The following is a 13516-nucleotide window of genomic DNA, read 5'->3' as shown; positions in this document are numbered from 1 at the left end:
GCGACTTTAGCACACGCCCCGGTCGTTGCTACCCATGCCGCCCCCACCGGGCGTTTCGATTCGGATACGCTCACCGGGTTGCATGGCCCGCGTAAAAATGCCCGGCAATTCGGTGGCTTCACCGTTGGTACTCACCAGCCATTGCTGCCCCACCAACCCTGGCTCACCACCGTTCAGGCCGTAGGGAGGCACCCGCCGGTGTTGGCTCAGCAGCGTAGCCTGTACGGGTTGCAGAAACTCAATCTCGCGTCTGATGCCGTCGCCCCCGCGCCAGGTACCTGCCCCGCCCGAGCCCGCCCGTATGCCAAACGCCCGTAGCCGAACCGGGTACCGCCGTTCGAGCTCTTCGGGGTCGGTGAGTTTGGTGTTGGTCATGTGCTGATGCACCGCCGACCGCCCGTGTGCGCCTACGGTAGCCCCGGTGCCCCCGCCAATGGTTTCGTAATAGCCAAAATCGGCCCCGCCAAACAGAAAATTGTTCATGGTGCCGTAGCTACAGGCTGCCAGGCCAAGGGCCTTGAGCAAGGTATCGACAAGCCGCTGACTCACTTCGGTGTTGCCGCCAACCACCGCCGGGGCCGGTTGCGTCAGGTCGGTGGGGAAGCGCGGGTTCAGAAACGACGAGTCGGGCAGTGTAAACCGCACCGGAGCCATCAGGCCCTCGTTGAGGGGCATATCTTCATTGCACCAGAGCCGGAGCACGTACAGCACGGCACTGTGCAGAATAGACAGGTTGGCGTTGAGGTTATGCGGATGAACCGCCGATGTGCCCCGAAAATCGAATTCAACCGCTCCGTTCTGCACCCGTATTGCCACCCGAATCTGATGCCCGTCGTCGAGGGCTTCGGTAGCCTCAAAAACGGCCCCTTCGTGTTGCGTCAGCACCCGCGCCATCCGTTCGGTAGCCGACTGTTTCAGCCGTTCCATATACCGATGAACGGTAGGCAACCCGTAGGCTTGCACCAGACTGAGGAGGGCCGTTTCGCCTGCCCGGAGCGAGGCTAAGGCCGCTTCAATATCGGCCCGGTTCTCGGCAAGTGACCGGGTAGGGTAGGGGGCGTCCGTGAATCGGTTTTTTACGCCTTGCTGTCCGGCCGGAGTGTCCCAAAGCCACTCGCCCCGGCGCATCAGGTATTGGGGTTCCAGCACTACGCCCTCTTCGGCCAGGGTGGTGGCATCGGGCGGCATAGAGCCGGGTACTTTTCCGCCGATTTCGGCGTGGTGCGCCCGGTTTATGACATAGCCAACCAGTACCGGTTTGGGGGCCTCGGCAGTTGGTCGGGTAAATACGCCCTGTGTCAGCGTCACATCGGGCAGGTGTGAGCCGCCAAAGCGGGGGTGGTTGGTGATGACCACATCGCCTGGTTCCAGTGGCAGTTGCTCCAGACACAGGCGGGCGCATACGCCTAGGCTACCGAGGTGTACGGGTATATGCGGGGCATTGGCCACAAGCTGCGCGCGTGGGTCGAGCAGGGCGCAGGAGAAATCGAGCCGTTCTTTTACATTGGTCGAAAAGGCGGTTCGTTGCAATTGCGTGCCCATTTCTTCGGCAATGCTCATAAACCGGCGGGTAAACAGCTCCAGCTGAATGGCCTCCACATCGGTTTCGGCAGACGGGTCGGGTTTGTCGGGCACTCCCCCAAAAATGGCCACGGCGTCGCGGTTGGGTTGGAGGGTAAGCTGCCAGCCCGGTTCGATAAATACCGACGAGGTGGTGTTGAGTAGCAGGGCCGGCCCCGTGAAGGTGTCGCCCGGTTGCAGGGCCGCCCAGTCGTAGGCCGGGTATAGGTCGGTCTGGAAAGCTGGTTGGGCCGGTCGGGGCGTGGGCAGAGCCTGAGCGGGTTCGGGCATGGGGGGCGCTGTGGCCACCTGTACCCGGATACTCTCGACCTCCACGGCCCGGCCAGCGGGGTAATGACCGTACCGCTGCTCGTAGGCCGCCCGAAACGCATCGGCCAGGTGCTGGGGGGCGTTTGCGTACCGAATATCCACGGTCGACTCCTGCCCTTGCAGCCGCATGAATACCCGCACGGCCGTGACGGCAATGGCTGCGCCCACGCCCACATCAGCCTGAAGCTCCGTGGTGGCTTGCTGGGTCAGAGCGTCGATTCGGTCGGGTAATTCGGTCATAACTTCGTTGAGCGGTTTCAGAACGGCCTGTGCGGCCATACGTTCACTGCGGGCCTGCCCAATTCCGTAGGCACTCAGTAACCCCCCGTCGAACGGCAACACGAGTCGCTTCATACCCAGGAGCCGGGCCACCGAGCAGCCATGCAGCCCCCCGGCCCCACCAAACACCAGCAGGCTGTACTCGGCCGGGTCGAACCCGCGCGCAATAGAGATGGTACGGATGGCGCCGGCCATCGCTTCGTCGGCGATGCGGGCAAACCCGGCCAGAATAGCCTCGGCCGGTGCGTTGGCCTGTTGGCTCACGGCTTGGAGGGCGGCCTGCGCCTTTTCGGGAAAAATTGGAATGCCGAACTGAGCCGGGTGCAGTCGCCCGAGCAACAGGTTAACGTCGGTAATGGTGAGCAGCCCAACCTCGCCCGGCCCCGACGCACCGTAACAGGCCGGGCCGGGGTTAGCCCCGGCGCTGTGCGGCCCTACGCGCAACCGACCCTGAGTTTGGTCGTACCAGCACACCGACCCACCCCCGGCCGCTACTGTCTCGATAGCCAATGAGGGGAGTTGCAGATCGAACGGGCCAATTTGGGTCGAAAACCGGTAGTCGGGTACACCCGTGTTGTCCTGAATCTGGATGCGGGCCACATCGGTACTGGTGCCGCCCATGTCGAGCGTAAGCACCCCACTGCCCGAACCATTGTGTTCGAAGACAGCAGCCCCAGCCTGCCCGGCTCCAATTACGCCCCCGGCCGGGCCGCTCAGAAGGCTGTCTTTCGGCCGAAAGAGGTCGGCCCGAACCAGTCCGCCCGCGCTGCTCATAATGCGGAGCGTAGCCGACGGCCCCAACTGAGCTTGTACATTGGCGAGGTAAGCGTGCAACACCGGTGTTAGGTAGGCATCGGCTACGGCGGTTTGCGTGCGGGCCACGTAGCCGGGTGCTGCCGATACGTCGGTTGAGCAGGTGATGTGCGTAAATCCGGCCCGTTTTAGGGCTTCCCGAATATGGTTTTCGTGGGTGGGGTTGCGGTATGCGTTCAGTAGCGAAATGGCTATGGCGTCGGGGTTCTGTTGCCGGAGGTCGGCAATGAGGGCCGAGAGGGTCGGCTCGGCAAGGGGCGTAACTACCGCGCCATCAGCCCCAATCCGTTCATCAGCTTCCAGAACCGAATTGTAAAGTACTTCGGCGGGTGGAATGGCCAATTCAAACAGGTTTGGCCGTTGCTGGGTGCCAATAAGAAGCAAATCGCGGAAGCCGCGCGTCACAATTAGGGCTACGCGTCCCCCTTTTCGTTCCAGTAGAGCATTGGTGCCTTTAGTGGTGCCAAGCCGCATTTCGAGCGGTGGAAAGGGTTGGTCGAGCGGGGTTTCGGTCAGGAGCCGGGCGGCTAAAACGGGAGCTTCTTCGCCCGTAAACAGTTCGACGGTAGTACCGGCGGGCAGGGTAGGTCCGTTTGGCCCTTCGAGCGTAGGGGCAAGCTGGAGGTACCCCTCTGTACTGAGCGACCGAACGCGGTAGGTGTCGCCTGTACCAACAACCCGCAAGGTGTAACCCGCGAAAATAGGGGCTTTGAGCCACGGAGCCCGCAGCCGACCGTCGGTATCGAGTTGGCCCCTGAGCCGACTGCTGCTGAGTACTTTGGTCCGGTGCAAAGGGCCTTCGGGCGGGCAGGCTATGCCGTCGGTAAACGTGCCGCCGGTGTCAATCCAGATTTGCCAGGTTGGAGTCATACGCAAAAACAACGGGTGCCGGTTTCAGAACCTTTGTCTCGTTGGTGGGTTTTCTGAGAAACAAACTTAGACAACGTTATGGAAAGCAACACAACCCACGGAACGCCCGCCGGTCCGACCGAAGAGATGTACGACCGCAATAAGGAAACCGAAGGCGAACCCCGGTTGGTCAGCGTGGACGAGGACGATGTCTCGGTTGATGCTTCGGATGTAGATGACCACTCGACCGGCATGGGTGAGGATGATTTTTTAGGAAAGTCGAACAAAGAAAACAAGTGAAACCCCGTCCCGAAGTCCCAACCGAACCCACGGCTATCTCAGCCGCCGAGCAGTTTCAGAACCAAACCCTCCGGCCGATACTGAAAGCCCTCAACGACCTTATTCTGGCGTATTACCGGCATCATTTGCCCAAGCGCAAAGCGGCCTTCGACCGGTTTAGTCCCGACGATAAGCTGGCGTACATCGAGCGTTCGGTGCGCGAGGATACCCGGTTGCGGCTTATGCTGATTGGCATGGTGGTAGGGCAGTTTTCGCCCGAGGAGTGGGCCGTTTTTGTGGCTGAAGAAGCCGAACTGACCCGCCGGATTAGTAATCTGCTGATTGGCAGGCTCCAGAGTCAGGTCGATCAGTTGAGTAGCGTGGGGTAATCGGTACGGGGCAACGAAGCGGTTACTCTATTGCGGTTGGGTCTGGTCCGAATCGCCGTACTTTTGTGCTTTACGGGATGGTAACTGGCGTTTCGGTGAATCTGGCTGGTCTCCAGAACCAGACACCGAAACGCCAGCCGCTATCCCTCAAAACCGGAACGCCGGCCACCACAAACCCGTTAGTACGCTGTGCCTAATTACCAACCGCCCGATCTCCGTACCGTCCATGTGATGCGTTACGTTACGCCCCTGCGCGAGGGGGGCTCGCTGCCCGCGTTGGCCGAGGCCGACGATGACTTTTTGTATGTACTGAAATTTCGCGGGGCGGGGCAGGGAGCCAAAGCCCTTATTGCCGAACTGATTGCGGGCGAAACGGCCCGGTTACTGGGCTTGCGGGTACCCGAAATCGTGTTTGCCCAACTCGACGAAGCGTTTGGCCGTACCGAGCCCGACGAAGAAATTCAAGACCTCCTCAAGGCCAGCACGGGGCTCAATCTGGCCCTGCACTACCTGTCGGGAGCCATTACGTTTGACCCACTGGTGACTCAGGTCGATGCCCGTCTGGCGTCGCAGATTGTGTGGCTCGACTGCCTCATGACCAACGTCGACCGAACGGCCCGCAACACCAACATGCTGATCTGGCACAAAGAACTGTGGCTGATCGATCATGGCGCTGCACTGTATTTTCACCACACGGGCGGGTCGTGGGAAGAACACGCCCGGCGGCCGTTTGTGCAAGTTAAAGACCATGTGTTGCTCCCGCAGGCAAGCGAACTCGAAGCAGTCGATGCCGAGTTTCGGGCGGTACTTACCCCCAGCCGGATTGAAGCCATTGTAGGCCTTGTGCCCGACGAGTGGCTGATGGATGAACCGTCGAGTGCTGGCCCCTCGGAGATGTCGCCGGCCGACCGTCGGCAGATGTACGTTCAGTTTTTAACCACCCGACTTTCCGTTTCGGAGGTCTTTGTTAACGCAGCGCAACATGCCCGAAAATCTCTTGTTTGAATACGCCGTAATCCGAGTGGTGCCGCGTGTCGAACGAGAAGAGTTTCTGAACGTGGGCGTCATTTTGTACTGCTCAGCCCGGGGCTTTTTGCAAACCCGCTATCTCCTCGACCCGCAACGGCTCGCGGCTTTTTCGGCCACCCTCGACCTCGACGAGCTGACCCACCGGCTACAGGCCTTTGAGCGCATTTGTGCCGGTCGGCAAACGGGTGGGCCAATTGGTCAGTTGGCTACGGCCGCCCGGTTTCGGTGGCTCACGGCCGCCCGCAGTACCATCGTGCAAACTTCACCCGTACACCCTGGCCTCTGCACCGACCCAGCCCAAACGCTGGAGCGGTTGTTTGAGAAGTTGGTGAAATAGGGGAGAAGGGAGGAAAGGAGAAAAGGGAGGATGGGAAGGAAAGTGGTATCACAGGCTTCTTTTCTTCCCTTTCCTCCTTTCTCCTCTTCCTCCCGCCTTTTAAATTTTCCGGTTGTCCCATAAACTAAATACCCCTCAAAAAGCGTATTTTAGCGTAACAGCCTCACCTAAAATTACTATGCTACTACCTGCTGAATACAAACGCTATCAAAAGCACCTTAACCTGCCGGAGGTAGGTGTGGAGGGGCAACTTAAACTCAAAAATGCCTCGGTTCTTGTTGTAGGGGCAGGTGGGTTGGGGTGTCCGGTATTGCTCTATCTGACGGCGGCCGGGGTGGGCACCATCGGCGTAGTCGACCCCGACGTGGTCGATATTAGCAATCTGCAACGGCAGGTATTGTACACCACCAATGAGGTGGGGAAGCCCAAAGCCAAAGCCGCTGTGGCACACCTGCAAAAGCTTAACCCCGAAGTTACGTTCGATACGTATTCGCTCGCGTTTGAGAGCGACAACGCCCGCGCTATTGCCGAAGGGTACGATATTGTGGTTGATTGTACCGATAATTTCAAAACCCGATACCTCATCAACGACGTATGCGTCACGCTCGGGAAGCCATTTGTGTACGGCGCTATTCACCGGTTTGAAGGGCAGGTGGCAGTGCTCAACCATCAGGGCGGTCCTACGTACCGGTGTCTGTTTCCGGAGTTTCCGAATGAAATGGAGATCCCGAACTGCAACGACACGGGGGTGTTGGGGGTGTTGCCGGGCGTAATCGGGACGTATCAGGCTACTGAAGTAATCAAAATGCTGACGGGCCTGGGCGAGCCCTTGAGTAACCATTTGCTCATGGTCGATTTGCTGGCCATGTCATTCCAGAAAATCCGGGTTAAGCGCCGGGCCGATGCCGAAACCCTCGCGCAGGCTGGCCTCAGCTCGGGCTACAAACCCGCCAAATCGGCAGCAAACGGCCCGCAAAAAATAGCCCCGCAGGAGCTGGCCAACCGGCTGGCGGCTGGCGAAGATATTTTCCTGCTCGATGTGCGCGAGCGCCCCGAATTCGACATTTGCCACCTCGAAGGGGCCGTGCTGATTCCGGTCGGGATTATCCCGAACAACGGCAAACGCATTCCGACCGATAAACCGGTGGTGGTGTACTGCCATCATGGTATCCGCTCGGCCAATGTGGCCAACTACCTGCACACCCAATTCGGGTTGACCAACCTCTACAACCTCGACGGGGGTATTCACGCCTGGGCGCGTGAAGTCGAACCCGAAATGGAGGTGTATTGATAAAAAGGAGAAGGGAAGAAGGAGGAAAGGGAGAAGGGTTAAACCTCGCTTGCGTTCCTTTCCTCCCTCTTCCCTTCCTGCTTTTTCCCTTTCCTCCCTTATTCCACAATCCTAAACTGCATCATGGCTTTCTGGCGGGAGAGGGCGTTGAAATGCCACCACTCGTACTCAATGGATGAGAAACCTGCCTGCCGCATTACCGACCGAAGTAGTTTCCGGTTGGCTACCTGCTGCTTGGTTAATTTGCCTTCGCGCAACAACCGGTCCTCGTCGGAGGGGTAGGCCAATACCCCAAAATAGTCGTAGGGCGTACCCATGTCGAGCGGTACGTAGTCGTTGCCCTGTACGCGGGCAATGGTCAGGTCAACGGCGCAGCCGTAGTTATGAATAGAACCTTCGCGGGGGTCGGCTACGTATTTCCGGCGTACATTTTCGGGGTACTGCGGCAGGGCATTCCAGAGTTTCCACTGGGCCGCGCGCGGGCGGGCGGCATCGTACACAAGCAGGCGCAGGTCGGGTTGCTGCTGCTTGAGCAGGGCGTTGGCTTTGGCTAATTTCTGGGCGGCCATCGGCTGCATGTACGCGCGGGTAAGGTCGCCGTACACGTCTTTTTTGACAAAATTGTCGGTCGTCGAATATTTCAGCTCAACCAGTAATGATGGGTCAACGGTTTGAAGATTCACGAGCCGTTGCGCCTGCATGGAGGCTTCGAGACCTTGCGCATTGGTAATGAGCGAAAGAGTGAATGCCTGAATGAGTGAATAGAAAAATATAGCCTGCCGGACTCTGTTTTGCATACCCGAATACGATTGTTTTGTGAAGCTGATGCCGTAAACTTACAGCATTTCTCGCTGGCGCTGTGAATAAGTGAGCTGACGGAAGCAGTCAATCTGTTTTGAGTCATTCACCATTCGCGCATTTACTCATTCAATAGGGATGGCTTTAAATTACATCTGGGTTGCGTTTTTTCTGATTGCGTTTTTGGTGGCTCTGGTCAAGCTACTGGTTACCGGTGATACGGAGATTTTCAAGACAATTGTTGAGGGGTTATTCGATTCGTCGAAAGTAGCCGTGATGGACATTGCCCTGCCTTTAGCGGGGGTTATGACGTTCTTTCTGGGCTTACTCAATATTGCCGAGAAGATTGGCGCTATCAACGCTATAGCCCGGGTGATTGGGCCGTTTTTCAATAAGCTTTTTCCGGAAGTACCTAAAGATCACCCCGCCAACGGGCAGATGATTATGAACTTTTCGGCCAATATGCTCGGGCTCGACAATGCCGCCACGCCCTTTGGCCTGAAAGCCATGCAGAGTTTGCAGGAGCTTAACCCGGTGAAAGATACCGCCAGTAACGCCCAGATTATGTTTCTGGTGCTGCATACATCGGGCCTGACTATCATTCCGCTCAGTATCATGGCCCAACGGGCTATTCTGGGCGCTGCCGACCCGTCGGATATTTTTATTCCCTGTCTGATTGGTACGTATGTAACCACCGTGGTGAGCATCCTGATTGTGGGTATCAAACAGCGGCTCAATCTGCTCAACTCGACCGTGTTGGGCGGTATTGGTGGTCTCACGGCCTTTTTGGGATTGGCGCTATGGTATCTCTCGGGCTTACCCAAAGAGCAAATCGAGCAGGTCTCGAAAGTGGTAGGTAACGTCTTGTTGCTGAGTATTATCGTGACGTTTCTGGTGGGCGCCATTCGCAAAAAAATTGATGTTTTCGATACGTTTATCGAAGGGGCCAAAGCCGGTTTTGAAACCTCGGTACGCATTATCCCATATCTGGTGGGTATGCTGGTGGCCATTGGCGCGTTTCGGAACGCAGGAGCGATGGACTACCTCGTGAGTGGCCTCAAATACGTAATCGGGCTGACGGGCGTAAACACCGATTTTACCGATGCTTTGCCCGTTGCTCTTATGAAACCCCTGAGTGGCTCGGGCGCGCGGGCCCTCATGATTGATGCTATGAAACAATTCGGGCCCGACTCGTTTGTGGGGCGACTTGTCTGCATTTTTCAGGGGTCGGCCGATACCACCTTCTACATTGTTGCCCTGTACTTCGGGTCAGTGGGGATAAAGAAAACGCGCTACGCCATTGTAGCGGGCCTTATTGCCGACTTTGTAGGGGTGTTGGCTGGCATCGGGCTGGGGTACTTATTCTTTTACTAACCGGGGGCCATTGACCCTACGGCCTGAACGTTCTGCGGCTGGCTGAGTTATGGAGTGAGAACAAAACAGAACGTCAGGCAAACTAATCGACTTTTAGTATGAATATTAATCAGGTTCGCGAACAACTCCACCGCCTGATCGACGAGGTGGACGATATTTATGTGTTGAATGGGCTGTACCGAAATCTCGTGGCCGACAAGCGGCAGCGGGAAGAATACGAACGGGATCAGGCCGAAAAAGCTGAGCGAAGCAAAACCCGGTCTGCACGTCGAAAAGATTGATAATCAGTAGACAATAAAAAATAACGTTCGGCGTACCTGTAGAGACTATCCCTCTACTCGAATGCAGATTCTTCTCCTTTTTCTGGCTTTTTTGGGGCCTCTGCGCGCCCATATTCCCGACGATCTTCAACCGCATCTTACGTATCGATTGCTGGTTGACAACAAGCCGCTCGACTGGCAGGCGGGTGCCCCCGTTTCGCTGAAAAGTTTACGGATAGAGGTTCAGCTTGATGAAGAATCGCAGAAATTATACCCGCATCTGAAAGGGCAGCCTATTTATGCGGGGAGTGTCATCAGTTTGGCACGCGGTAATCGCCGACTGGGCATGATTCGGTGTAATCTGACCCAGCCGCTGACCAATTTTCTGACCCAGGCTACCCCCGGCGACCGGCTGGTTATTGAAGTGCAGGATGTTCAAATTCGCCAAAAAGACGGTACGCTGAAACCCCTTTCGGATGGCAAAAGCCTGGTTTACAGTGTACCGCTGCATTGAGTTGAGGGGGTGCCAATAACTCGTCGGCAGACTGGGCGATTAGCAACGTGTAGTTCACACGGCCAAATATGTAAAACCAGTTTGTAAGCATCTCAACCGTCGTGGTTCTAGTCGATCATTTACCTTATACTCGCTACGCAAACTGCTCGGTGGTGACGCTTACCTAGATAGATAATACTTACCAATTGGCAGGGTATATTCTTTTGGTTTCTATCTCTTCTTGTTGAAAGCCAGCCCAATGGCTCTGCACATTTACGCGCTTGCCATAAAAATGAAAGAAAGATGAAAAAAGCATTTTTTTTGTGGCTGTGGTTCATTGGGATGTGGGTTACTCCAGACTGCCGAGGGCAGCATAAACAGAATACACTCACACTATCACGTACTGATTCTCTTCACCAGGCATCCTGCGTTACAATTGGCCTTTTTGGTGCCTTGACAGGGGCATTTCAGCCAGTAGCGGAAATAGACCTTAACGAATCTAAACCCACTGCCACTTTCTTTCGTCTATCTACTCCCCAGTTTGCTTTTGTTAGATTTGGGGATGAACTCCACCCATTGTTTGTGAAGCCTGGTGAGCAACTACGCCTTCATCTTGGCCTAACGGGTAATGAGGTAACTCTGAACTTTGCCGGCCAAGGTGCTGAGGCCAATACATATTTAGCCCAAGCATATCGAATGCAGCGTCGGTTCGAGAAAGGGCTCTTTGTCTTACCCCTTCCTGATGCTTTCCGACGACTTGATTCCCTGGATAATGCCCTGCGCCTACTTGATCAAACCTACGCCCAGAGAAAGCTTATAACTCAAGAAGTCTTGGCTTTATTACGGAAACGGAGCCAGATCCGCACGTTAAGCTTTAAGCTTAACTTTCTTCTTTCCCGATATGGGGGTGGGCGGGATACGACAGTAATATCGCTCTTGTCGCAAACTACCCAACAAGTTCCCTTTGACTCAACCCTTTTAGTTGCCCATTTGCCGGATTATCTTCGTTTATTGGGCTACTATCGTTCAGCATTACTGATGCTGAACCTATCATCGAGATTTACGAAGGAGGAGTTAACCGCCAATCGGTCGAGCTTGCCTCTGATTACAGATGAGGAAATAAAGAAATGGAACCTCCCACTCCCCTTTACTGAATACATTCGAGCTAATAATTTAAGTGAACGGATCGATCAACATGGTATTACCACAGCTACCTCGACAGTCTTTGACGCTTACCGGAAACGTTATCCACGCTCCCTTTATCTACCCGAGCTGCAAAAAGGCTACGACCGTTGGCTAGTGCTTAAATCGGGACAGAAAGCGCCTGACTTCACAGGAATAACCCCCGAGGGGAAACGCCTATCGCTCAGCGATCTAAAAGGAAAAGTCGTGTACATGGATGTTTGGGCCACATGGTGTCTTCCTTGCCGAGTTGAGTTTCCCCACGCCAAAAAGCTTCAACAAACGTTTTTACCCACTGATGAGGTTGCCTTTCTATACGTATCAATTGATAAAGATGAAGCAGCCTGGAAAAGGATTGTAAACGCCGGTGTGGCCCCTAGCGGGTATCATATAAATGGGTTTGATCAAAAACAAAGCGATCAGTTTGCCCAGTCTTATTTAATCGGGAGTATCCCCCGGTACATTTTGGTTGACAAACTGGGTAATATTGTCAATCCTGAAGCTCCTAAACCTTCGTCAAAGGATATCGAAATGGCAATTAAAGCCTTGTTGAAGTAAACAGCTTCTGGTAGTAATATAGATTTCATGATGACGATCTGGATCTACTATGCTGATTTGGTGCCACGTAAATAATACTAGTTCAAGATGAAGGAAAGAGGATCTACTATCTCTTTTTTGCTGTAGTCAAGTTGCCTCCAGAGTCCTTCCTCGCAGTATACCTGTCAGAGGTTCTGAGCCTGACGAAGGCCAATCAAATGGTCGAGCTAATGCTGTGTTTTGGGGGTACCTTCTTCGGTGAAGCGTATAAACTGTAGACTGGCTTTAGGGGGCAGCAACTCGTCAGTTGCCTGAGGGTGATGAGCAAAACGTATTTCACACGGCTAAACACGTAAAGTTTATATAAAAAATGAAATAAGCAGCTCATAATGAGCTGCTTATTTCATTTTTTATATTTAGCCCCCAACTCTTACACCTCTACTGCTGGTTGAGGTACACACTGCCCATCGAAGCTGAGATTTCGACCCTGGCCCCTCCGCCATTTACGCGGCCTTTGATCCGGTCTTTGTCGGCCTGTCCATCGAAGTTACGCAGCTCGCCCGACACGACTTTACTGCCCCGAATATCGAGGTCGAGCCCCTTGTTCATGGGTAGTTTCACCCGAACGCTGCCCACACTACCGTCAACCCGTACGTATTTGTCGACACGGGTCATTTCGAGTTCGATGCTACCGGCTGAGGTGCTCGTTTCAACGCTACCGGCAATGTTCCGAAGCCGGACGCTCCCGCCCGAGGTGCCTGTTTTCAGTTCGCCGTCAATGTTATTCCCCTGCACGCTGCCGCCCGACGTTTGGGCCACAATATTGCCTTTCAGACCGTTGAGCCGGATACTTCCGCCCGATGTCTCGAGCCGTAGCGTACCGTCGGAATCAGTGGCTTCGATACTGCCGCCCGATGTTTCGAGGGTAATCTGATCGTGACAATTGGTAATCTGAATGCTACCACCTGAGGTTTCTCCATTCACCGTGCCGCGTACATCGTCGAGCCGAATACTGCCGCCCGATGTTTCGAGTTTCTGATTGCCGGTGAGGTGCGCCAACCGCAGACTACCCCCCGATGTTTCGAGGTCGGCGGTGGTGTTGCGGGGCGTGTAAAACTTGAAGCCGATGCTCAGGGCACGTTTCCAGTCATTGCGGTCGTTTTTGCGCCGGGCCGTGGCAATCACGGTTTTTCCTTCCTGCCGAATGCTGATCTCGTAATCTTCGAGCCGCTTCTGTATTTCGTCCTGACTGATGGTTTCGCGTCCGTTCCAGTTGTTGGGGCGCACGTACATTTCGACTTTGGTTTCGTTGCCCGAGCCGCCTTCTACACTCAGGCTACCGCCCGAAGTGCGGGCTTGAACGGCGCTGATTCCTGAGAAAGTTTTGGTTTGAAACGGCTTAAGGTCATCGGTCGATTGGGCCTGAGTAAATGTTGTTGTCAGAAGGCCGAGGGCAAGGAGTGGACCTAGAAAGGTTTTCATGGTTTTGACGATGTTTACGGAAAGATGCACTCTGCCTCGCAGAAGTTGCACCCGCACGGACCAGTTTTTTAGTATTTGGTCCTTCCGCTATAAATCATCGATAAAACCTCCTTCTTTAGAAGCTGTTTGAGTCAATCACTTTGGCCCGTGAGGGCAGCTTTTGGTCGCTGTCTGCGCCACTTTTTTGGGCCGTAGCAACCGCTACGACCGGCAAAAATTGGCTTGTCAGCAACC

12 protein-coding genes are annotated in these 13516 nt (G+C 55.1%); 9 read left to right on the top strand and 3 right to left on the bottom strand.

Features of this window, described 5'->3' with window-relative positions; translation table 11 throughout:
• Positions 1 to 6: 6 nt before the first annotated feature.
• Positions 7 to 3852, bottom strand: coding sequence for a hydantoinase B/oxoprolinase family protein (locus F5984_RS11340; protein ID WP_152124350.1), 3846 nt, complete (start codon positions 3850 to 3852; stop codon positions 7 to 9).
• 78 nt (positions 3853 to 3930) lie between these two features.
• Here F5984_RS11340 and F5984_RS11335 point away from each other — a divergent pair, with 78 nt between their 5' ends.
• The 5 genes from F5984_RS11335 (at position 3931) to moeB (ending at position 7156) form a co-directional block, all read left to right on the top strand.
• Positions 3931 to 4131, top strand: coding sequence for a hypothetical protein (locus F5984_RS11335; protein ID WP_152124349.1), 201 nt, complete (start codon positions 3931 to 3933; stop codon positions 4129 to 4131).
• Positions 4128 to 4499 (top strand): glyoxalase, encoded by a 372-nt coding sequence (locus F5984_RS11330; protein WP_152124348.1) that lies wholly within the window; start codon positions 4128 to 4130, stop codon positions 4497 to 4499. Before F5984_RS11335 ends, F5984_RS11330 begins: the two co-directional genes overlap by 4 nt.
• Positions 4500 to 4730: 231 nt before the next feature.
• Complete coding sequence (locus F5984_RS11325; protein ID WP_152124497.1) at positions 4731 to 5504, top strand: HipA family kinase; 774 nt, start codon at positions 4731 to 4733, stop codon at positions 5502 to 5504.
• A complete protein-coding gene (locus tag F5984_RS11320; protein ID WP_152124347.1) occupies positions 5482 to 5865 on the top strand; it encodes a DUF3037 domain-containing protein in 384 nt (127 codons plus the stop codon). The genes F5984_RS11325 and F5984_RS11320 overlap by 23 nt, the downstream gene beginning before the upstream one ends.
• A 178-nt stretch (positions 5866 to 6043) precedes the next feature.
• Positions 6044 to 7156, top strand: coding sequence for a molybdopterin-synthase adenylyltransferase MoeB (gene moeB / locus F5984_RS11315; RefSeq protein ID WP_152124346.1), 1113 nt, complete (start codon positions 6044 to 6046; stop codon positions 7154 to 7156).
• A 98-nt stretch (positions 7157 to 7254) separates the two neighbouring features.
• Here the strand turns inward: moeB and F5984_RS11310 are convergent, their stop codons facing one another.
• Complete coding sequence (locus tag F5984_RS11310; RefSeq protein WP_152124345.1) at positions 7255 to 7953, bottom strand: M15 family metallopeptidase; 699 nt, start codon at positions 7951 to 7953, stop codon at positions 7255 to 7257.
• Between the two features lie 139 nt (positions 7954 to 8092).
• Here F5984_RS11310 and F5984_RS11305 point away from each other — a divergent pair, with 139 nt between their 5' ends.
• From F5984_RS11305 to F5984_RS11290, 4 genes are all read left to right on the top strand, one after another.
• The gene (locus F5984_RS11305; RefSeq protein WP_152124344.1) at positions 8093 to 9328 is read left to right on the top strand and encodes a nucleoside recognition domain-containing protein; all 1236 of its coding nucleotides are present in this window, start codon (positions 8093 to 8095) and stop codon (positions 9326 to 9328) included.
• A gap of 98 nt (positions 9329 to 9426) precedes the next feature.
• Positions 9427 to 9609 carry a hypothetical protein gene (locus F5984_RS11300; RefSeq protein ID WP_019990193.1) on the top strand — a complete coding sequence of 61 codons (183 nt, stop codon included), beginning with the start codon at positions 9427 to 9429 and terminating at the stop codon, positions 9607 to 9609.
• A 61-nt stretch (positions 9610 to 9670) separates the two neighbouring features.
• A complete protein-coding gene (locus F5984_RS11295; protein WP_152124343.1) occupies positions 9671 to 10102 on the top strand; it encodes a hypothetical protein in 432 nt (143 codons plus the stop codon).
• Positions 10103 to 10384: 282 nt separating this feature from the next.
• Complete coding sequence (locus F5984_RS11290) at positions 10385 to 11821, top strand: TlpA family protein disulfide reductase (protein WP_152124342.1); 1437 nt, start codon at positions 10385 to 10387, stop codon at positions 11819 to 11821.
• Between the two features lie 417 nt (positions 11822 to 12238).
• On the opposite strand, the gene F5984_RS11285 is transcribed toward F5984_RS11290, so the two are convergent.
• Positions 12239 to 13282 (bottom strand): DUF4097 family beta strand repeat-containing protein, encoded by a 1044-nt coding sequence (locus tag F5984_RS11285; protein ID WP_152124341.1) that lies wholly within the window; start codon positions 13280 to 13282, stop codon positions 12239 to 12241.
• Positions 13283 to 13516: the final 234 nt, after the last annotated feature.

Source organism: Rudanella paleaurantiibacter, assembly GCF_009184635.1.
GTDB classification, from domain to species: Bacteria; Bacteroidota; Bacteroidia; order Cytophagales; family Spirosomataceae; genus Rudanella; species Rudanella paleaurantiibacter.
This window is presented reverse-complemented; position numbering and strand designations above follow the sequence as displayed.

Excerpts from the sequence above, each read along its gene's own strand:
- F5984_RS11310 (WP_152124345.1), bottom strand. The coding sequence starts at position 7,953 with ATGCAAAACAGAGTCCGGCAGGCTATATTTTTCTATTCACTCATTCAG.
- F5984_RS11300 (WP_019990193.1), top strand. The coding sequence starts at position 9,427 with ATGAATATTAATCAGGTTCGCGAACAACTCCACCGCCTGATCGACGAG.
- F5984_RS11295 (WP_152124343.1), top strand. The coding sequence starts at position 9,671 with ATGCAGATTCTTCTCCTTTTTCTGGCTTTTTTGGGGCCTCTGCGCGCC.
- F5984_RS11325 (WP_152124497.1), top strand. The coding sequence starts at position 4,731 with ATGCGTTACGTTACGCCCCTGCGCGAGGGGGGCTCGCTGCCCGCGTTG.
- F5984_RS11340 (WP_152124350.1), bottom strand. The coding sequence starts at position 3,852 with ATGACTCCAACCTGGCAAATCTGGATTGACACCGGCGGCACGTTTACC.
- moeB (WP_152124346.1), top strand. The coding sequence starts at position 6,044 with ATGCTACTACCTGCTGAATACAAACGCTATCAAAAGCACCTTAACCTG.
- F5984_RS11305 (WP_152124344.1), top strand. The coding sequence starts at position 8,093 with ATGGCTTTAAATTACATCTGGGTTGCGTTTTTTCTGATTGCGTTTTTG.
- F5984_RS11285 (WP_152124341.1), bottom strand. The coding sequence starts at position 13,282 with ATGAAAACCTTTCTAGGTCCACTCCTTGCCCTCGGCCTTCTGACAACA.
- F5984_RS11335 (WP_152124349.1), top strand. The coding sequence starts at position 3,931 with ATGGAAAGCAACACAACCCACGGAACGCCCGCCGGTCCGACCGAAGAG.
- F5984_RS11290 (WP_152124342.1), top strand. The coding sequence starts at position 10,385 with ATGAAAAAAGCATTTTTTTTGTGGCTGTGGTTCATTGGGATGTGGGTT.
- F5984_RS11320 (WP_152124347.1), top strand. The coding sequence starts at position 5,482 with ATGCCCGAAAATCTCTTGTTTGAATACGCCGTAATCCGAGTGGTGCCG.